18 protein-coding genes are annotated in these 19,071 nt (G+C 67.5%); 6 read left to right on the top strand and 12 right to left on the bottom strand.

Features of this window, described 5'->3' with window-relative positions:
* Window positions 1-3: 3 nt before the first annotated feature.
* The 11 genes from ASG59_RS00905 to coxB form a co-directional block, all read right to left on the bottom strand.
* Window positions 4-1,299 (bottom strand): pitrilysin family protein, encoded by a 1,296-nt coding sequence (locus ASG59_RS00905; protein WP_055884701.1) that lies wholly within the window; start codon window positions 1,297-1,299, stop codon window positions 4-6.
* 89 nt (window positions 1,300-1,388) lie between these two features.
* Window positions 1,389-2,801: a threonine synthase gene (gene thrC / locus ASG59_RS00900; protein ID WP_056406440.1), complete on the bottom strand. Its 1,413-nt coding sequence runs from the start codon at window positions 2,799-2,801 to the stop codon at window positions 1,389-1,391.
* Window positions 2,802-2,905: 104 nt separating this feature from the next.
* Complete coding sequence (locus ASG59_RS00895; protein WP_055883952.1) at window positions 2,906-3,337, bottom strand: DUF4864 domain-containing protein; 432 nt, start codon at window positions 3,335-3,337, stop codon at window positions 2,906-2,908.
* A gap of 169 nt (window positions 3,338-3,506) precedes the next feature.
* A complete protein-coding gene (locus ASG59_RS00890) occupies window positions 3,507-4,265 on the bottom strand; it encodes an SURF1 family protein (RefSeq protein ID WP_056406438.1) in 759 nt (252 codons plus the stop codon).
* A complete protein-coding gene (locus tag ASG59_RS00885) occupies window positions 4,262-4,630 on the bottom strand; it encodes a DUF983 domain-containing protein (RefSeq protein WP_055883946.1) in 369 nt (122 codons plus the stop codon). The genes ASG59_RS00890 and ASG59_RS00885 overlap by 4 nt, the downstream gene beginning before the upstream one ends.
* A 135-nt stretch (window positions 4,631-4,765) precedes the next feature.
* Window positions 4,766-5,617 carry a cytochrome c oxidase subunit 3 gene (locus ASG59_RS00880; RefSeq protein ID WP_055883944.1) on the bottom strand — a complete coding sequence of 284 codons (852 nt, stop codon included), beginning with the start codon at window positions 5,615-5,617 and terminating at the stop codon, window positions 4,766-4,768.
* A 135-nt stretch (window positions 5,618-5,752) separates the two neighbouring features.
* Window positions 5,753-6,370, bottom strand: a complete 618-nt coding sequence (locus ASG59_RS00875) for a cytochrome c oxidase assembly protein (RefSeq protein WP_056406436.1) — start codon at window positions 6,368-6,370, stop codon at window positions 5,753-5,755.
* 12 nt (window positions 6,371-6,382) lie between these two features.
* The gene (locus ASG59_RS20205) at window positions 6,383-6,559 is read right to left on the bottom strand and encodes a hypothetical protein (RefSeq protein ID WP_156387634.1); all 177 of its coding nucleotides are present in this window, start codon (window positions 6,557-6,559) and stop codon (window positions 6,383-6,385) included.
* Window positions 6,556-7,527, bottom strand: a complete 972-nt coding sequence (locus tag ASG59_RS00865) for a heme o synthase (protein ID WP_056406696.1) — start codon at window positions 7,525-7,527, stop codon at window positions 6,556-6,558. Before ASG59_RS00865 ends, ASG59_RS20205 begins: the two co-directional genes overlap by 4 nt.
* A gap of 151 nt (window positions 7,528-7,678) precedes the next feature.
* A complete protein-coding gene (gene ctaD / locus ASG59_RS00860) occupies window positions 7,679-9,304 on the bottom strand; it encodes a cytochrome c oxidase subunit I (protein ID WP_055883938.1) in 1,626 nt (541 codons plus the stop codon).
* Between the two features lie 64 nt (window positions 9,305-9,368).
* Complete coding sequence (gene coxB / locus ASG59_RS00855; protein ID WP_244475597.1) at window positions 9,369-10,175, bottom strand: cytochrome c oxidase subunit II; 807 nt, start codon at window positions 10,173-10,175, stop codon at window positions 9,369-9,371.
* A gap of 457 nt (window positions 10,176-10,632) precedes the next feature.
* Here coxB and ASG59_RS00850 point away from each other — a divergent pair, with 457 nt between their 5' ends.
* From ASG59_RS00850 to ASG59_RS00825, 6 genes are all read left to right on the top strand, one after another.
* Window positions 10,633-11,541 carry a LysR family transcriptional regulator gene (locus ASG59_RS00850; protein ID WP_055883935.1) on the top strand — a complete coding sequence of 303 codons (909 nt, stop codon included), beginning with the start codon at window positions 10,633-10,635 and terminating at the stop codon, window positions 11,539-11,541.
* A gap of 122 nt (window positions 11,542-11,663) precedes the next feature.
* Window positions 11,664-12,137 (top strand): formate dehydrogenase subunit gamma, encoded by a 474-nt coding sequence (locus ASG59_RS00845; RefSeq protein ID WP_055883932.1) that lies wholly within the window; start codon window positions 11,664-11,666, stop codon window positions 12,135-12,137.
* Entirely contained in the window at window positions 12,134-13,693 is a 1,560-nt protein-coding gene (locus ASG59_RS00840; RefSeq protein WP_055883929.1) for a formate dehydrogenase beta subunit, read from the top strand. Before ASG59_RS00845 ends, ASG59_RS00840 begins: the two co-directional genes overlap by 4 nt.
* Window positions 13,694-13,706: 13 nt before the next feature.
* On the top strand, window positions 13,707-16,568 hold the full coding sequence (fdhF, locus tag ASG59_RS00835) for a formate dehydrogenase subunit alpha (RefSeq protein ID WP_055883925.1): 2,862 nt from the start codon (window positions 13,707-13,709) through the stop codon (window positions 16,566-16,568).
* The gene (fdhD, locus tag ASG59_RS00830) at window positions 16,555-17,436 is read left to right on the top strand and encodes a formate dehydrogenase accessory sulfurtransferase FdhD (protein WP_056406433.1); all 882 of its coding nucleotides are present in this window, start codon (window positions 16,555-16,557) and stop codon (window positions 17,434-17,436) included. Before fdhF ends, fdhD begins: the two co-directional genes overlap by 14 nt.
* Before the next feature lie 47 nt (window positions 17,437-17,483).
* Window positions 17,484-17,774, top strand: a complete 291-nt coding sequence (locus ASG59_RS00825) for a formate dehydrogenase subunit delta (protein WP_055883919.1) — start codon at window positions 17,484-17,486, stop codon at window positions 17,772-17,774.
* A gap of 61 nt (window positions 17,775-17,835) precedes the next feature.
* On the opposite strand, the gene ASG59_RS19605 is transcribed toward ASG59_RS00825, so the two are convergent.
* The gene (locus ASG59_RS19605; protein ID WP_244475588.1) at window positions 17,836-18,708 is read right to left on the bottom strand and encodes a hypothetical protein; all 873 of its coding nucleotides are present in this window, start codon (window positions 18,706-18,708) and stop codon (window positions 17,836-17,838) included.
* Between the last annotated feature and the right edge of the window lie 363 nt (window positions 18,709-19,071).

The raw sequence follows: 19,071 nt of genomic DNA, 5'->3' as shown, positions 1-19,071 counted from the left end.
CCGTCAGGCCGCCTGCAGCACCTGTCGCACGTGATCGAGCGACGGCAACGTCTTGATCGGTCCGATCGCCGCCAGGGTGGGGGCGCCCGAAAGGAGCTTGCGGCCGGCCGCACGAACGTCGTCGACGGTGACCGCGTCGACCTTGGCGATGACGTCCGCCGCCGGGATCACCCGGCCCCAGGCGAGGAGCTGGCGGGCGTTGCGCTCGATGCGCCCGCCGGGGGTCTCCAGGGCGGAGAGCAGCGCGACCTTCAGCTGCGCCTTGGCGCGGACGATCTCGACGGTGTCGAGGTCGCGCACCGCCTTGACCGTCTCGGCCAGGGTCACGTCCACGAGTTGCGCGAGATCGGAGCCGGACGTTCCGGCGCCGATGCCGAACAGGCCGCAATCGGAGAACGGCCAGTGGAAGGACTGGATCTCGTAGGCGAGGCCGCGGGTCTCGCGGACCTCGTGCCAGAGCCGCGAGGTCAGGCCGCCGCCGAGGATCTGCGCGAACATGTGCAGGGCATAATAGCCGTCGTCCCGGAAGGAGAGGCCGGGCAGGCCGATCACCACGTTGGCCTGCTCGAGCTTCTTCTTCATGCGGCGCTCGCCGCCGCCGTAGACGCCCGGCACGGTCGGGGGCGCCTCGGTGGCCTTCAGACCTCCGAAGTGCCGCTGGGCAGCCGCGACGATGGCGTCGTGACCGACCGCACCGGCGGCCGCCAGGACGATGCGGTCGGGCGTGTACTCGCGGGCGATGTAGCCCTCGATCGCGGTGCGGTCGAAACTCTTGATGGTGCTGGGCGTGCCGATGATCGGGCGGCCGATCGGCTGGTCGGGGAAGGCGGCCTCGGTGAAGGCCTCGTAGACCACGTCGTCGGGCGTGTCCTCGATGGCGGCGTATTCCTGGAGGATCACGCCCTTCTCGCGGGCGAGTTCACCGGCGTCGAACAGCGAGTTCGTGAGGATGTCGCCGATGACGTCGAGGGCGACGCCGACATCCTCGCCCAGCACGCGGGCGCTGTAGCTCGTACCCTCGGCGCTGGTGGCCGCGTTGATGTCGCCACCGACGTCCTCGATCTCCTCGGCGATCCGCCGCGCGGTGCGGGTCGCGGTGCCCTTGAAGGCCATGTGCTCGATGAGGTGGGAGAGCCCGTGCTCGTCGGGCCGCTCGTGGCGCGAGCCAGCCCCGATCCAGACGCCCAGGGTGGCGGTCGCCACCCCCGGCATCGCCTCGGTCACCACCGTCAGCCCGTTGTCGAGCCGCGTGACCTTGAGGTCGGGAGAGGCGCCGTGCGTGGCGAAATGCTGGTTCATCGGGGTGATCTTTCCGGGCCGCGTCTCGACCCCGTTCCCATCCAAATGAGGGGGCGCCGCCGCATCATGGGGCCGCTTCCCTTCACGCGTCAGGCGCCCCGCGTGATGCGGGCATGCTCGCGCACGAAGCGCTCGACCGCGCCCTGGTCGTTGGCGACCCGCGAGAACAGCTCCTTGCGGTCCATGAGATCGGCCAGATGCGGCGGCAGGGCCGGGCGAAGTCCGCCGGTGGCCTGCGCCACCGCATCCGGGAACTTCGCCGGGTGGGCGGTGGCCAGGGCCACCACCGGAGTGCGCGGGTCCGTCTCCAGCAGGCGGCGCCCGGCATGGACGCCGATGGCGGTGTGCGGGTCGAGGATCTGCCCGGTCTCGGCCTGGGTGCGGGCGATCTCGGCCATCACCGCGTCCTCCGGCACGCAGGTCGCATCGAACTCGTCGCGCACGCTCGCCAGCACCGCCGGGTCGAGGCTGAACCCGCCCGACTGCTTGAGGCCTGCCATCAGGCGGCCCAGGCCGGAGGAATCGCGGCCCAGGGCCTCGAACAGCAGACGCTCGAAGTTCGACGAGATCTGGATGTCCATGGACGGCGAGGTGGTCGGCTGGACGCCGCGAACCTCGTAGGTGCCGTGTTCGAGGGTGCGCGCCAGGATGTCGTTGGCGTTGGTGCCGATCATCAGGCGGCCGATCGGCAGGCCCATGCGCTTGGCGACCCAGCCGGCCAGGATGTCGCCAAAGTTGCCGGTGGGCACCGCGAAGGACACCGGGCGGTGGGGGGCACCCAGGGCCACCGCGCTGGTGAAGTAATACACCGCCTGCGCCGCCACCCGCGCCCAATTGATGGAATTGACCCCCGACAGGCGGACCTCGTCGGCGAAGTCGCCATGCTGGAACATCGCTTTGACGATGTTCTGGCAATCGTCGAAATTGCCATCGATGGCGATGGCATGGACGTTGTCGGCGCCCACCGACGTCATCTGCCGGCGCTGGACCTCCGAGACGCGCCCCTCCGGAAACAGGATGAAGACGTCGACCCGGTCGAGCCCGCGGAACGCCTCGACCGCGGCGCTGCCGGTATCGCCCGAGGTGGCGCCGACGATGGTGGCGCGCGCGCCGCGCGCGCGCAGCACATGGTCCATCAACCGCCCGAGGAGCTGCATCGCCACGTCCTTGAACGCCAGCGTCGGCCCGTGGAAGAGTTCGAGCAGGAACAGGTTGTCGTCCAGCTGCACCAGCGGGCAGACCGCCTTGTGCCGGAAGGTGGCGTAGGATTCCTCGATCATCGCATCGAGGGCCGCATCCGCGATTTCCCCATCGATCAGCGGGCGCAACACCTGCTTGGCCGCATCGGCGTAGGGCACGCCCGCCAGGGCCGCGATGGTCTCGCGCGAGAGCTGCGGCCAGGTTTGGGGCACGTAGAGGCCCCCGTCGCGGGCGAGGCCGGCGAGGAGCGCGTCGGAAAAGCTGAGGGGCGCCGCGGCGCCGCGGGTCGAAACGTGTAGCAAAGGGGCCTCCGGGAAGGCGCTCCGTCTACACGATGTGGGTGGGCGTGTCGAAAAGAGGTTTCGTGCGGCGGTCCCCGGCCGCTCGGCCGTTCCACTGGGCTATCTCAGGCATTACTACCCGGCGCCTTGACCAGGCGACAGCCGTTGATCCGCCATTCCCCGTCGGACTGCTTCTCGAGGGTGTAGAGCGCCATCCAGTCGACGCCGTCCTCGTCCTGGAGCTTCACGCCCAGCGCCATCCCGCCGTCGCCGGCGTCCTCGATCCGGTCCACGCTGAAGCTGCGGGCACGGGAGACCGCCGCGTAACCCTTCCTGACCATCGCCAGGAAGGTCTCGGGGGATGGAAACATCGTCTGGATCGCAGGCGCCGCCTGGGCGTAGGCGGTGGAGGCATCACCCTTCCGGAAGGCCTCGATCTGCCGCTCCACCGTGGCGCGGGCCTGGGACCGAGCGGCCTCGTCGGCGGAAGAAGCCGGGCCGGTGAGCAGGGCGAGGGCGGAATGTCCGAGGACGAAGGCAGCAGTAACGGCGCGCATCAGGACACTCCGCAGCAAGGTCGGCCACGACCCTCATTCCAGAGTAGCGCGGCCGACGCTTGAGACAAGCGCAAGACTTTGGACAAGCGCAAGTCTCTTGCCGAGCGGCCGAGAGCAGGACTTTTGCCGAGCGCCGTCCTGTCGCTCATGCTGGGCGCGAAGCGCGCGCTTACGCCCCGGTCACCTCACGAAACCGCTTCCAGGCGAACACGCCGAACACGCCGATCAGGCAGCCCGCGATGCCGAACCACGTGAAGGCGTATTGGAGGTGGTTGTTCGGCAGGTCGACCCGCAACTGCCCGCCCTTGGGCCAGCCGCCCGGATTGGCGGTGGCGTCGGCCTCCACCAGGAAGGGCGGGACGTCCACGAGATCCTTGGCGGCGGCGATGCCGGCGATGTCGCGGTTGTACCACTCGCCCCGCGCCGGATCGGGCGCCGGGACGAACATCGTCCGCGGTTCCGAGCCCCGCAGCATTCCCGTCACCGTCGTTTCGCCGGCGATCTGGCCCGCGGCCCGTCGTGCAGGATCCCTAAGATCGGTGGGGACGAAGCCGCGGTTGACCAGCACCGTTCCACCGTCGTTCCGCGCCAGGGGCGTCACCACATAGAAGCCCTGCAGCGCCCGGCCGGGCACCGCACCGGCTGCGAGCCCGTGGACCAGGGTCTCCTTGTCGTGGAGGAGGCGTCCGGCGACCCGCACCCGTCGGAATTCGTCAGCGGCGGGATCCCAGTCCTGAGGACGCGGCAGGCCGGCCGGCGGCTCGACCTGGGAGCGTGCGATGATCTGAGCGATCAACGCTTCCTTCTCCGCCTTGCGGCGCAGCTGCCAGACGCCGAGCCCCAGGAGGATCGCGAGAACCACGGCCGCCGAGATTCCTGGGATCAGGAGCGACCGCCACCCGCCCCGCGATGCCGCAGCCGTGGTCACCGAAAGCGCCCCTGCTCGGCCTTGTTCACGAACTGCAAGGCCGCCAGCACGCCTTTCAGCGGCCGTACCAGCAGGAGGCTGAGGCCGATCGTGAGCCCGCCTCCAACGATCCCATGCACCCACATCGGTGGTTCGTAGGTCACCTCGAGCCACAGGGCGATGCCGACGACCACGAACCCGACGATCGACATGACGAAGAAGGCCGGGCCATCTCCCGCGTTGAAGGCGTCGTAGCTGAGGCCGCAGGCCTCGCAGGACGGCCGGAAGGTCAGAAAGCCGTCGAACATGTGGCCCTGTCCGCAACGCGGACAGCGGCCGCGCAGGCCGGTGGCGATCGGCTCAGGCGTCGTGCGGGGCTCGCTCAAAGCGGTGGTCTCCTCGGCCGCGGGATCGGGCCACTGGGGTCCATATGGGGAGGCAAACGGGTGTCCGACGCGAAAAGGGCGGCTTTCGCCGCCCTTTTCCAGAATTCGACCGTGGCGGCGATTGGCCGCCGGTTATCAGTGTGCCGAAGCGCCGGCACCCCAGACGTAAATCGATGCGAACAGGAACAGCCATACCACGTCGACGAAGTGCCAGTACCAGGCGGCGAACTCGAACCCGAGGTGCTGCTTGGTCGTCATCTGGCCGAGGTAGATCCGGTAGAGACAGATCGCCAGGAAGACCGTGCCGATGATGACGTGGGCGCCGTGGAAGCCCGTCGCCATGAAGAAGGTCGAGGAATAGATGCTGCCGGCGAAGCCGAAGTGGGCGTGGCTGTACTCGTAGGCCTGGCAAGCGGTGAACAGCACGCCGAGGATCACGGTCAGCCACAGGCCGTACTTCACGCCCTTGCGGTCACCGTGCAGCAGGGCGTGGTGCGCCCAGGTGATGGTGGTGCCGGAGGTGAGCAGGATCAGCGTGTTGAGCAGCGGCAGGTGCCAGGGATCGAACGCCTCGATGCCCTTGGGCGGCCATGTGCCTCCGGTGAAGGCGAGGCGCGAGGCCTGGATCGGATCGGCGGTGTAGAGAGCCGCCTCGAAATAGGCCCAGAACCAGGCGGCGAAGAACATCACCTCGGAGGCGATGAACATGATCATGCCGTAGCGGTGGTGGAGCTGCACCACGCGGGTATGGTCGCCGGTGTTCGCCTCGTGAACCACGTCGCGCCACCAGGCAAGCATCGTGTAGAGGACGCCGAGGGTACCGGCACCGAAGATGTAGGGACCGACGGCCAGGGTGCCGATGGTGAGGCTCTTCATCCAGAAGACGGCGCCGAAAGCCATCAGGAAGCCGGAGAAGGCGCCGATCAGCGGCCAAGGACTCGGACTCAGGATATGGTAATCGTGATTCTTGGCGTGCGCCTCGGCCATCGAAACTACTCTCCTCGCCCCCGACCCTGTGCCGTCCCGGCATCGGGCTCTTGATCGTCTGAGGAACCGGACGACGCCCGGCTCCGCTGTTCGAACCCATAATGCGAGCGGCGCGACCTTGTCACGCCGAACCCGTCAGAAATTCGTCTTCGTCCCCGCCCCCGCGGGTGTCGCGAGCGCAGCCGTGGGCTGACCGTTCTTCGACGCGAAGTAGGTATAGGACAGCGTCATCTCGGTGAGATGGTCAGTGTTCGAATCCTTGCGCACGGCGGGATCGATATAAAACACCACCGGGAAATCCATCGTCTCGCCCGGCTGCAACGTCTGCTCGTTGAAGCAGAAGCACTGGATCTTGAAGAAATATCCCCCCATCAGCGCGGGCTGGACGTTGAAGGTCGCGATCCCGGTGGAAGGGGTGGAAGCGGTGTTCTTGACGCGGAAGAACACCGTCTTGGTCTCGCCGAGTTTCGCCGTGATCTCCCGGGTCTCGACTTGGAACTTCCACGGCAGCGAGGCGGCGACGTTGGTGTCGAACCGGACGAGCATGCTGTCGTCTTCGACGGCCGTCATCCCGACGCCGCGGCGGGGCGTTCCATCGAACCCGGTCGCTTTGCAGAACATGTCGTAGAGCGGCGCCGACGCGAAGGCGAGGCCGGTCATTGTCAGGACGAGGGCCAGACAGGCGAAGGCAGTGCGTGCGGCGCCCGTGTTCCTGGCCGCACCGTGGCGGTCGTCGCGGCCTGCATCCGACATACGGTCCATTCCTCAGATCGGTCGATTGAGAATCTGCGGTCCGAGCTTGGCGATCGTCAGGACATAGAAGATCAGGACGAGGGCGCCGAGAACGAAGGCGATGGCCATCGACCGCTTGCGGCGGCGCTCGGCCTGCACGGCGTCGAGGGATTTGGGCACGACGTCGCCGCCGTCCGTCTCGCGGCTCACGCCAGGACCCCGCCGAAGGAGACGCTACGGTAGAGGCCCAGGCCCTGTTCGGCCAGCAAGGCCGAGAACAGCAGGAACAGGTATAGGATCGAAAAGCCGAACATCCCGAGAGCCGCGCGCTTCTCGGCCTCGCCCTCGCGGTTACGCATCACATGGACGCTGAAGGCGATCATGCCGAGGCCTCCGACGAGGCCGGTGATGCCATAGAGCAAGCCACCGAAGCCCAGCGCCACCGGCGCCAGCCCCACCGGGAACAGGAGCAGGGAATATCCCACGATCTGGCGACGGGTGGAGGCCGGGCCGGCCACGTTGGGCATCATCGGGATACCGGCCTTGGCGTATTCGCCAGCCTTGATGAGCGCGAGCGCCCAAAAGTGCGGTGGCGTCCAGATGAAGATGATCAGGAACAGGACGATCGACTCGATCCCGACCGTACCGGAGACCGCCGCCTGGCCGATGATCGGGGGGAGGGCGCCCGCCGCGCCGCCGATCACGATGTTCTGTGGCGTCGCGCGCTTCAGCCACATCGAATAGATCACGGCATAGAACACGATAGTGAAGGCGAGCAGCGCCGCGGCCAGCCAGTTGGCGGCGAGCCCGAGAATCATCACGGACCCCGCCGACAGCACGAGGCCGAAGGCCAGGGCCTCGCCGGGCTGGATGCGCCCGTCCGGGATCGGGCGCTTGGCGGTACGGGACATCACCGCGTCGATGTCGGCGTCCCACCACATGTTCAGGCACCCCGAGGCACCGGCACCGACCGCGATCATCAGGAGGGAGATGGTCGCCACCACCGGCTGGACGTGGACCTGCGAGACGACCATGCCGACGAGCGCCGTGAAGATGACCAGCACCATCACCCGCGGCTTGAGCAGCGCGAAAAAGTCGGAGACCTCGCCCTGGCCGGCGACCGACGGGAAGGTCTGCGGCTCGGCGCCAGCGGGAAAGCTGTTCAACAGGCTCGTCATGGCCACCATGCTTGGATTCGACGGTCGGAAGATCGGTCGCGCCGGTTGGCGTCGCCCCTTGCCGGATCTCCCCAAGGCGAAGGGGAGATCCGGGAAAGAGCGAGGACCGCCGGAGCGGTCCTCGCAACCCTTGTTCGAAGTCGGAAGAGCCTCAGTGGGCCGGCTCTTCGACGATAGTGGGCAGGGTCTCGAACTGGTGGAAGGGCGGGGGGGACGAGAGCGTCCACTCCAGTGTGGTCGCGCCGGGACCCCACGGATTGTCGGCAGCGCGGGTCTTCGAGCGGAAGGCGAGGACGACGCCGATGACGAACACCACCATGCCGAGGGCGAAGACGTGCCCGCCCCAGGTCGAGACCTTGTGCCAGCCGGCGAAGGCTTCCGGGTAGTCGGCGTAGCGCCGCGGCATGCCGGCGAGACCCAGGAAGTGCATCGGGAAGAACAGGATGTTCGCACCGATGAAGGCCAGCCAGAAATGCAGCTTGCCGGCCCATTCCGGGATGACGTGACCGGTCATCTTCGGGAACCAGTAGTAGACACCGGCGAAGATGATGAACACCGCGCCAAGCGACAGCACGTAGTGGAAGTGCGCCACCACGTAGTAGGTGTCGTGCAGGTACTTATCGACGGCGGCATTCGCCAGGACCACGCCGGTGACCCCACCGACGGTGAACAGGAAGATGAAGCCCACGGCCCAGTGCATGGCGGCGGTGAAGCGGATCGAACCGCCCCACATGGTCGCGATCCAGGAGAAGATCTTCACGCCGGTCGGCACCGCGATGACCATGGTCGCGAAGACGAAGTACGACTGCGTCTGCAGGGACAGGCCGACGGTGTACATGTGGTGCGCCCACACGACGAACCCGACGACGCCGATGGCGACCATGGCGTAGGCCATGGCGAGGTAACCGAACACCGGCTTCTTCGAGAAGGTCGAGATAATGTGGGAGACGATGCCGAAGGCCGGCAGGATCATGATGTAGACTTCGGGGTGGCCGAAGAACCAGAACAGGTGCTGGTAGAGCACCGGATCACCACCACCGGCCGGATCGAAGAAGGTCGTGCCGAAGTTGCGGTCGGTGAGCAGCATCGTGATCGCGCCGGCGAGGACCGGGAGCGACAGGAGCAGCAGGAACGCGGTCACCAGCATCGACCAGGCGAACAACGGCATCTTGTGCAGGGTCATGCCCGGCGCGCGCATGTTCAGGATGGTGGTGATGAAGTTGATGGCGCCGAGGATCGAGCCGGCACCAGAGAGATGCAGCGCGAAGATCGCAAAATCGACGGACGGACCAGGGTGCCCGCTCGTGGAGAGCGGCGGGTACACCGTCCAGCCGGTGCCGGCACCGGCGGCGCCTGGGGCGCCTTCGACGAACAGCGAGCAGACCAGGCTGAGAAAGCCGGCCACCGTCAGCCAGAACGAGATGTTGTTCATGCGCGGAAACGCCATGTCCGGCGCGCCGATCATCAGGGGCACGAACCAGTTGCCGAACCCGCCGATCAGCGCGGGCATCACCATGAAGAACACCATGATGAGGCCGTGGCCGGTGACGAAGACGTTGTAGGTCTGCGGGTTGGCGAAATACTGAAGGCCGGGCTCTTCCATCTCCATGCGGATGCCGAAGGAGAGGAACGCGCCGATCATGCCCGCGCAGAACGCGAACAGGAGGTAAAGGGAGCCGATGTCCTTGTGGTTCGTCGACAGGAACCAGCGAGAGAAGAACGACGGCGTGTGAGATGCGTGGGCGTCGTGCCCGGTGTGTGCTGCGGCGGTAGCCATGCGATGCAGACCTTGGTTCAGGTGCCTGATGATCTCGTGTGGTTCTGGCGGTCCAGGACCCGGTTCAGCGCCGGGCGTCGGCGAACTTGGCGCCGTCGTCGATGGCGGCGAACTTCGTCTTTCCTTCGACGAGCCACTGCACATAGGCCTCGTCGCTCACCACGCGGACGGTGATCGGCATGTAGGCGTGGCGTGTGCCGCAGAGCTCGGAGCACTGCCCGTGGAAGACGCCCTCGCGGTCGGCCTTGAACCAAAACTGGTTCAGGCGGCCCGGAACGGCGTCGATCTTGAAGCCGAACGACGGCATCGCCCAGGAGTGCATGACGTCGGCAGCGGTGACCTGGATCTTCACGATCTTGTTCACCGGCACGACCATCTCGTTGTCGACGTTCAGGAGCTTGGGAGCCTTCTCCTCGTCGAGGTTCGCGTCGAACTTGAAGCCGCCGCCGTTCTCCACCGCCGGATATTCGTAGGCCCAGTACCAGGCATGGCCGGTCACCTTGACGATCACGTCGGCCTTGGGATCGGAGAGCTGGGTCCGCAGCAGGCGGAACGACGGGATCGCCACCGCCACCAGGATCAGCACCGGGACGATCGTCCAGGCGACTTCGATCATGGTGTTGTGGGTGGTCTTCGACGGCGTCGGGTTGGCCTTCTCGTTGAAGCGGAAGACGCAATACAGGATCAGGCCCAGCACGAACAACGAGATGACGAAGGAGAGCCAATGAAGGCCGACCTCGAACGACAGGATCTCCCGCGCGTTCTCCGTCACCGGAATCTGCCGAGCCATCTGCCAGGGCTCGGGCTGACCGAGGCCGGCGGCGAGTCCCGACGACGACATTGCGAGGAGCGTGCCGAAGGCGCCGATCATCCCCATTGGAAGGTATTGCGTCCGCGTCCTGCGCATCTGCCTCTCGTGGCTCCGCTCGAATTTCATGGCCGGTGTCTCGGCCGGTCGCGCCCGCTTTAACGCCTGCTGCGCGATGCGCAATCCAGATGCCGCGAACGCCGCAACGGCTGCGTTGACCCGCAGCCTTGTTCTGTGTCGGCGTGTCAGACCACAATGGAGTTGACGGCGCAACCGCAACAGCGTCGCACAGGCGGGCCGAACGACCCTGTGGACAGTCCTCAGCGGTACTGACCTCGTTCTGCGTTCGGGCTGCGAAAATCTCTCCGTTCACACCCCACGACGTGCGAGGAACTGGCGCCACCGACCACGCCGGTGAAGGATACGCTTGGCTGAGGTGCTTCGCATCGTGCCCGGTGTGGGCACGGGCCAGGATGGCGTTGTCCGGGTGGGGCGGCCGAACGAGGAGCGGGTACCTGCGGTGATCGAGCGACTGGAATTCATCCTCGCGCTGGCGCGGGAGCGCCACTTCGGGCGGGCGGCCCAGTTCTGCAACGTCTCGCAGCAGACGCTCTCGGCCGGCGTCAAGCAACTGGAGGAGCGGCTCGGGGTGATGCTGGTCCAGCGCGGCTCGCGTTTCCAGGGGTTCACGCCCGAAGGCGACCGCGTGCTCGAATGGGCGCGGCGGATCGTGGCCGATGCCCGCGCCATGCGCCAGGAAGTCGCGAGCCTACGCCGCGGCCTCACCGGCATGCTCAGGCTCGCGGCGATCCCCACGGCGACGCCGGTGGTCGCCCTGTTGACCACGCCGTTCCGCGGCCGCCACCCCGACGTCTGCTTCTCCGTGCAATCGACGACCTCCACCGAGATCGGCCGCCTGATCGCCGACCGCGAGATCGATGCCGGCATCACCTACCTCGAGAACGAACCCCTGGGCCGCGTGACGACGGTCCCGCTCTACCGGGAGCGCTACAAGCTTCTCACCGCGCTCGACGGCACCCATGGCGCCCGGGACGCCGTCACCTGGGACGAAGTCGGCCGCCTGCCCCTGTGCCTGCTGACGCCGGACATGCAGAATCGCCGGATCGTCGACGCGCATCTGAACCCGGACGGGCGGCCGACGGCGCCGCTGCTCGAATCGAACTCGATGATCGTGCTCCTCAGCCATGTGCGGACGGCCAAATGGGCCAGCGTGATGCCGGCGGTGCTCGCCGACAGCTTCAGGCTGGGCGACCGGGTGCGGGCCGTGCCCATCGTCGAGCCAGACGTTAGCCACGTCGTCGGTCTGGTCATGCCCGAGCAGGAGCCGATGACGCCGCTGTGCGCTTCCCTCCTGGTGGAGGCCCGCGCTGCCGCACCGACCATCGCGGATTCCATTGCTTCGCTCTGACTTTTTGCAGCGCAACATGAAGTTTTGACAAAAATGCCTTGTCGACCAACGGAACCGCGCGATTGATTCAGGAGTGGTGATATACGACTTAGAGCGAGACCAAACTGCAACGGGTTGGAACAATGGTGCCGCAAGAGCCCTGGAGCGCGACCCGCGCCGCGGGAATTATCGCCGAACACACCCACCTCGAAGGGGCGACGCTGCCGATCCTGCACGCGCTCCAGGAGACGTTCGGCTATGTCGACGAGGGCGCAGTGCCGCTGATCGCCGACGCGCTGAACCTGTCGCGGGCCGAGGTTCACGGCTGCATCACCTTCTACCACGACTTTCGCCGTCATCCCGCCGGGCGCCATCAGGTCAAGCTGTGTCGCGCCGAGGCGTGCCAGGCGATGGGGTCCGACGCCCTTCATGCCGAGATCCTCGGGCGCCTCGGCGTCGATTGGCACGGGACCACGTCCGACGGCCGCGTCACCGTCGAGCCGGTCTATTGCCTCGGCCTCTGTGCCAACGGCCCGGGCGCCCTCGTCGACGACCTGCCGGTGGCGCGCCTCACCGCCGATGGTCTCGAATCCGCCCTGACGGAGGTCGCCTCGTGAGCGTCACCCTTTACGTTCCCCGCGACGCCGTCGCCCTCGGGCTCGGGGCCAACCGCGTCGCCAAGGCCATCGCCGCCGGCGCCGAGCGGCGCGGCCTCGCGGTCGAGATCGTCCGCACCGGCTCGCGCGGCATGCTCTGGCTGGAGCCGATGGTCGAAGTCGCCACCCCGGACGGGCGCATCGCCTACGGGCCGGTGACGCCCGGCGACGTCGAGGCGCTGCTCGATGCCGGCCTCGCCGAAGGCGGCGCCCATCCGCTCCGCCTCGGCAGGCCCGAGGACATGCCCTATTTCGCCCGCCAGCACCGCCTGACCTTCCAGCGCTGCGGCGTCGTCGATCCGGTGTCCGTGCTCGATTACCGCGAGCACGGAGGCTACCGCGGCCTCGAAGCCGCGCTCAAGCTCGATGCCGAGGGTATCGTGGCCCAGGTGCGCGAGTCCGGCCTGCGCGGTCGCGGCGGCGCCGGCTTCCCGGCCGGCATCAAGTGGAACACAGTGATGCTCGCCAAGAGCGAGCAGAAATACGTCGTGTGCAATGCCGATGAGGGCGACTCCGGCACCTTCGCCGACCGGATGATGATGGAGGGTGACCCCTTCAACCTCATCGAGGGCATGACCATCGCGGCGATCGCCACCGGGGCGACGCGGGGCTACATCTACCTGCGCTCCGAATATCCGCAGGCCTTCGCGACGCTCAAGGAAGCGATCGCCAATGCCGAGAAGGCGGGCTTCCTGGGCGCCGATGTGATGGGCTCAGGTAAGGCGTTCCATCTCGAAGTCCGGCTGGGAGCGGGCGCCTACATCTGCGGCGAGGAGACTTCGCTGCTCGAGAGCCTCGAGGGCAAGCGCGGCATCGTCCGGGCCAAGCCCCCGATCCCCGCGCTAAAGGGCTTCCTCGGCCAGCCCACCCTCGTGAACAACGTGATGACGTTCACGGCCGTGCCCTACATCCTGGAGCACGGCGCCAAGTCCTATGCCGACTACGGCATGGGTCGGTCGCTGGGCACCCTGGCGATCCAGCTCGCCGGCAACATCAAGCACGGCGGCCTCATCGAATACGCCTTCGGCATCACGCTTCGCGAGATCATCGAGGATTTCGGCGGCGGTACGCAGAGCGGTCGTCCGGTTCGTGCGGTTCAGGTCGGCGGCCCGCTCGGCGCCTACTTCCCCGACCACCTCCTCGACACGCCCCTGGATTACGAGGCGATGGCCGCCAACAAGGGCCTCGTCGGCCACGGCGGCATCGTGGTGTTCGACGATACGGTCGACATGGCCAAGCAGGCCCGCTTCGCCTTCGAGTTCTGCGCCGTCGAATCCTGCGGCAAGTGCACCCCTTGCCGCATCGGCGCGACCCGCGGCGTCGAGACCATGGACAAGGTCATCGCCGGTACCGATACGAAGCGCAATCTGAGCATCATCGCCGACCTTTGCGACGTCATGACCGATGGGTCGCTCTGCGCCATGGGCGGGCTGACGCCCATGCCCGTCATGAGCGCGATCACCCATTTCCCCGAGGATTTCGAGCGTGGCGGACAGATGTCCGTCGCCGCCGAGTAAGGAGGCGCGACCCATGGCCCTCATCAAAGAGATCGACTACGGCACCCCGATCCGGGTTTCGGAGCAGACCGTCACCCTCACCATCGACGGCATGAGCGTCACCGTGCCCGCCGGCACGTCGGTGATGGCGGCGTCGATGCATGCGGGAACGCAGATCCCGAAGCTCTGCGCCACCGATTCGCTGGAAGCCTTCGGCTCCTGTCGCCTGTGCATCGTGGAGATCGAAGGCCGCCGCGGCACGCCCGCCTCCTGCACCACCCCGGCCGAGAACGGCATGGTCGTCTCGACGCAGACGGACAAGCTCGCCAAGCTCCGCAAGGGTGTGATGGAGCTCTACATCTCCGATCACCCCCTCGACTGCCTGACCTGTGCGGCCAATGGCGACTGCGAGCTTCAGGACATGGCCGGCGCGGTGGGCCTGCGCGACGTGCGCTACGGCTACGACGGCGCCAACCACGTCAAGCCGACGTCGGACCAGTACCTGCCGAAGGACACGTCCAACCCGTATTTCACCTACGACCCGTCGAAGTGCATCGTCTGCAATCGTTGCGTGCGCGCGTGTGAGGAGGTGCAGGGCACCTTCGCGCTGACCATCGAGGGTCGCGGCTTCGACAGTCGCGTCGCCGCCGGTCCGACCAACTTCATGGAGTCCGAGTGCGTGTCCTGCGGCGCCTGCGTGCAGGCCTGCCCGACGGCGACGCTCCAGGAAAAGTCGATCATCGAGCACGGCCAGCCCGATCACTCCGAGATCACCACCTGTGCCTATTGCGGCGTCGGCTGCTCGTTCAAGGCCGAGATGCAGGGCACCCGCATCGTGCGCATGGTCCCCTACAAGGGCGGCAAGGCGAACGAGGGCCACAGCTGCGTCAAGGGCCGCTTCGCCTACGGCTACGCCACTCACGCGGACCGCATCACCAAGCCGATGATCCGCGACAAGATCACCGACCCCTGGCAAGAGGTGACCTGGGAGGTCGCCATCGATCGGGCGGCGTCCGAGTTCAAGCGCATCCAGGCCAAGTACGGCAAGGATTCGGTCGGCGGCATCACCTCGTCGCGCTGCACCAACGAGGAGGCCTACCTCGTCCAGAAGCTCGTGCGCGCCGCCTTCGGCAACAACAACGTCGATACCTGCGCCCGCGTCTGCCATTCGCCCACGGGCTACGGCCTGATGTCGACGCTGGGCACTTCGGCCGGCACTCAGGACTTTGCCTCGGTGGCGCATTCCGATGTGATCCTGGTCATCGGTGCCAACCCCACCGACGGCCACCCGGTCTTCGCGTCGCGCATGAAGAAGCGCCTGCGCGAGGGTGCCAAGCTCATCGTCGCCGACCCGCGCAAGATCGACCTCGTGAAGTCGCCTCACATCGAGGCCGATTTCCACCTGCCCCTGAAGCCCGGCTCCAACGTCGCTTTCATCAACGCGATGGCGCACGTCATCGTCACGGAAGGACTCGTCGACGAGGCCTACGTTCGCGAGCGCTGCGATCTCGCCGATTTCGAATCCTGGGCCCGGTTCGTCGCCGACGAGCGGCATTCGCCCGAGGCGCAGGAGCGCTTCACCGGCATCGATCCGGCCGAGCTTCGCGGTGCCGCCCGCCTCTACGCCAAGGGTGGAGCCGCCGGCATCTACTACGGTCTCGGCGTCACCGAGCACAGCCAGGGCTCGACCATGGTGATGGGCATGGCCAACCTCGCCATGGCCACCGGCAACATCGGCATGCTGGGTGCCGGCGTGAACCCGCTGCGCGGCCAGAACAACGTCCAGGGCTCGTGCGACATGGGCTCGTTCCCGCACGAGCTTCCGGGCTACCGGCACGTGTCGGACGACGCCACCCGCGAGACCTTCGAGTCGCTCTGGGGCGTGTCCCTCGACAAGGACCCGGGCCTGCGCATCACCAACATGCTCGACGAGGCCGTCGATGGTTCCTTCAAGGGCATGTACATCCAGGGCGAGGACATCGCACAGTCCGATCCCGACACGCACCACGTCACCGCTGGCCTGATGGCGATGGAGTGCATCGTCATCCAGGACATCTTCCTGAACGAGACCGCGAAATACGCCCACGTCTTCCTGCCGGGCGCCTCGTTCCTCGAGAAGGACGGCACCTTCACCAACGCCGAGCGCCGCATCTCCCGCGTCCGCAAGGTAATGCCGCCGCTGGCCGGCATCGGCGACTGGGAGGGCACGGTGCTGCTCTCCAATGCGCTGGGCTACCCGATGAACTACAGCCATCCGTCCGAGATCATGGACGAGATCGCCTCGCTGACCCCGAGCTTCTCCGGCGTCAGCTTCGACAAGCTCGACGAACTCGGCTCGATCCAGTGGCCGTGCAACGAGGCCGCCCCGCGCGGTACCCCGATGATGCACGTCGACCGCTTCGTTCGCGGCCTCGGCAAGTTCATGATCACCGAATACGTGCCGACCGAGGAGCGTACCGGGCCGCGCTTCCCGCTCATCCTCACCACCGGCCGTATCCTGTCGCAGTACAACGTCGGCGCCCAGACGCGCCGCACCGAGAACTCGCGCTGGCACGAGGAGGACGTGCTGGAGATCCATCCGTTCGACGCGGAGGTCCGCGGGATCGTCGATGGCGACCTCGTCGCCCTCGAGAGCCGGTCCGGCGACATCGCCCTCAAGGCGATCGTCTCCGAGCGGATGCAGCCGGGCGTGGTCTACACGACCTTCCACCATGCCAAGACCGGCGCCAACGTCATCACCACCGACTACTCGGACTGGGCCACCAACTGCCCCGAGTACAAGGTGACGGCGGTGCAGGTCCGGCGCACCAACCGGCCGTCGGATTGGCAGGCGAGGTTCTTCGAGGAGGACTTCTCGCTGACCCGGATCGCGACGCAGCTGAATGCCGCCGAATAGCGAGCCTTCGAACGCGGCGGCGGAGACGGTCCGCCGCGTTCCCACCCTGGTGGTGGCCTACGACGATCCGCAGGCGCGGGTCGGCGAGCGGCCCCTCGCGGTGGAGATGCCGGTCAACCTCGTCTACGGCAGCGTTCCCTACGCGGTCATGATGACGACGCCGGCCGATCTCGAGGACTTCGCCTATGGCTTCAGCCTGACCGAGGGCATCGTCGCGTCGTCGGACGAGATCCGAGGCGTCTCGGTGGAGGATGGCGAGGGTGGCCTGCGCCTTCTCGTCGACCTGGTTCCGGGGCGGTTGCGCGAACATCTCGCCCGCAAGCGCGCCATCAGCGGCAGGACCGGCTGCGGCGTCTGCGGCATCGACGATCTCGCCGCCCTTCCCAAGGCCGAGCCCCGGACAGGACGGGAGCAGACCGTGACGGTCGGAGCGGTGCAGCGGGCGTTGACGGCACTCGGCGAGGCGCAGGTGCTCAATCACGAAACCCGTGCCGTCCACGCCGCTGCCTGGGCCGACCGCGACGGTACGCTCGTCGCCGTTCGTGAAGACGTCGGGCGCCACAACGGGCTCGACAAGCTGATCGGCGCCCTGATCCGGACGAACACCGACCCCGCCGAGGGGTTCGTCGTGATCACGAGCCGTTGTTCGTTCGAGATGGTGGAGAAGACGGCCTCGTTCGGTGCGTCCGTCCTGGTGGCGATCTCGGCTCCGACGTCGCTGGCCATCGAGCGGGCCCGCCTTCACGACATCACCCTCTGCGCCATCGCGCGGTCGGATACCCTGACGCTGTTCACCGGCCGCGAACGGCTCGTCCTCGCGGAGCCGTCGGTGTCCGGCCAAGGCGTCGACCCCGTATCGGCGCTTTAACCGTCCCTCGATACCAGACCCGTCTCACGTCATCGAAAGCCCGAGCCATGAGCGCCCTCACCACCGACCAGAAGCTCGTCCGCATGGCGAACCAGATCGCCGGCTTCTTTCGTTCGTATCCCGATGAGGAGGCGGTGGCGGGCATCCACAAGCACATCGTGGCGTTCTGGACGCCGAAGATGCGCCACGCGCTGCACGCCTATGGCCCGAAGCCCGAGAGCGGCCTCGATCCGCTGGCATTGCAGGCGATCACGAGCGAGCCGGAAGGCGAAAGCCCCATCCGCGCCGCCACCCACGACCCGCAGCTCCAGGGAGCCGGCGCCAGCGACGCCGGCTGACGCGACTTTCGCGCACCGTCCTCATCGCGGGGCGATCCCGTCGATCGATGACGTCGGGGCGTCAGTCCTGGGTCGCAGGAGACTTATCCCCGGCGCCGGGAACCACCGTCGCGCCGTCGATCACGCGGACCGGCCGCTTGGCGTCGGCGGGAGGGTCCTGCCAAGACGGGGCGCCAGACTTGGTGTCGCTCGTCGCGGGCGTGACACTTTGGGCCGGCGGCTGGACGGCGGCCGGCGTCGTTGGCGTAACGGCGGCAACCGGGGCCTCCGGCTTGGTGGCCGGAACCTCGCCGGGCCGTAGCGTCGGGGCCGTTGCCGCCGGCGTCGCGCGGACGGCCGGTGTCGTTCCGGCGGCATTGGGGCTGCGATCCCGCCCCCTGGCCTCGGCGGGCCGTGCCGGCGGGTTCAGGCGGCTGGTCCTGCGGGCAGGGTCACCGTTGCGCCTGGCCGCATCGGGGTTGAGACCGAGCGCATTGGGATCGCCGGGTTCCACCCGCCTCGGTACGTCCGAGCGCAAGGGGACGCCGGGCAGGGGAGGGCCGAGATCGGCCCGCCTTTGCCTATCCGGGGTCCGCCCATAGGGGATATCACTGGGGGGAATCGTCCGTTCGGCCTCGCGGCGGCGCGGCGCCACGTCCTCTTCCGTCCAACCGTAGGGACCCCGCGGCCGGTCGACGCGGAGTGGCGGCGGGACAAGCGGCTCCGACAGCCGGACGCGCCCGAGGACGGCCCCGTCGCGCGGGTCGAGGATCAGCCGTACTCGCCCGCCGTTCGGGCTTTCGGCCTCCACCACATAGGCGCGTCCGTCGAAGCGCGGCCGGGTGACCTCCGTGAAACCGCGGTCGTTGAGGCGCCAGACCACCGCGCGCGGCGGCATCACGTCGTCGAAAGGGTCGAAATACTGCGCGTGGGCCGAGCTTGCGCCGATCGTCACGGCGGCAACGAGCCCGAGCGCGAGGCAACGAAGAGGGGAAGATGAGCGCACAAGCGCCCTGCGACTCGTCGGCATGGGCTCGTTCATCCAATCATGGAAACCGGTGATCCGGAGGCCCGCTGTTGGCTCGGGTCCTCCGGCTCGGTCGGCGCGAGGTCCCGCGCCGCATTCCCGCCGTCTGTGCTCGGCGTGTCATGGTAGAGCGTCGGATTGGGGCAGCAATGCGGGACGATCCTGGCAACATCGCGCCACCGCTCCCGGGAGGAGGGAGGCAATCTTCCATACGCGCCCTTTCCGGCCTGCGGCGATGTCACGCCCATCCAGTGGAGACTTCGGGCCGGAAAAGCAGACGTCGCCCGCCTC

The sequence above is a fragment of the Methylobacterium sp. Leaf466 genome (assembly GCF_001425565.1).
Lineage (GTDB): Bacteria > Pseudomonadota > Alphaproteobacteria > Rhizobiales > Beijerinckiaceae > Methylobacterium.
The sequence above is the reverse complement of the archived record's forward strand: the minus strand, read 5'-3'. Positions and strand labels throughout refer to the sequence as shown.

Excerpts from the sequence above, each read along its gene's own strand:
- ASG59_RS00905 (WP_055884701.1), bottom strand. The coding sequence starts at position 1,299 with ATGAACCAGCATTTCGCCACGCACGGCGCCTCTCCCGACCTCAAGGTC.
- ASG59_RS00895 (WP_055883952.1), bottom strand. The coding sequence starts at position 3,337 with ATGCGCGCCGTTACTGCTGCCTTCGTCCTCGGACATTCCGCCCTCGCC.
- ASG59_RS00880 (WP_055883944.1), bottom strand. The coding sequence starts at position 5,617 with ATGGCCGAGGCGCACGCCAAGAATCACGATTACCATATCCTGAGTCCG.
- ASG59_RS00875 (WP_056406436.1), bottom strand. The coding sequence starts at position 6,370 with ATGTCGGATGCAGGCCGCGACGACCGCCACGGTGCGGCCAGGAACACG.
- ASG59_RS00865 (WP_056406696.1), bottom strand. The coding sequence starts at position 7,527 with ATGACGAGCCTGTTGAACAGCTTTCCCGCTGGCGCCGAGCCGCAGACC.
- ctaD (WP_055883938.1), bottom strand. The coding sequence starts at position 9,304 with ATGGCTACCGCCGCAGCACACACCGGGCACGACGCCCACGCATCTCAC.
- coxB (WP_244475597.1), bottom strand. The coding sequence starts at position 10,175 with ATGATCGGCGCCTTCGGCACGCTCCTCGCAATGTCGTCGTCGGGACTC.
- ASG59_RS00845 (WP_055883932.1), top strand. The coding sequence starts at position 11,664 with ATGGTGCCGCAAGAGCCCTGGAGCGCGACCCGCGCCGCGGGAATTATC.
- fdhF (WP_055883925.1), top strand. The coding sequence starts at position 13,707 with ATGGCCCTCATCAAAGAGATCGACTACGGCACCCCGATCCGGGTTTCG.
- fdhD (WP_056406433.1), top strand. The coding sequence starts at position 16,555 with ATGCCGCCGAATAGCGAGCCTTCGAACGCGGCGGCGGAGACGGTCCGC.
- ASG59_RS00825 (WP_055883919.1), top strand. The coding sequence starts at position 17,484 with ATGAGCGCCCTCACCACCGACCAGAAGCTCGTCCGCATGGCGAACCAG.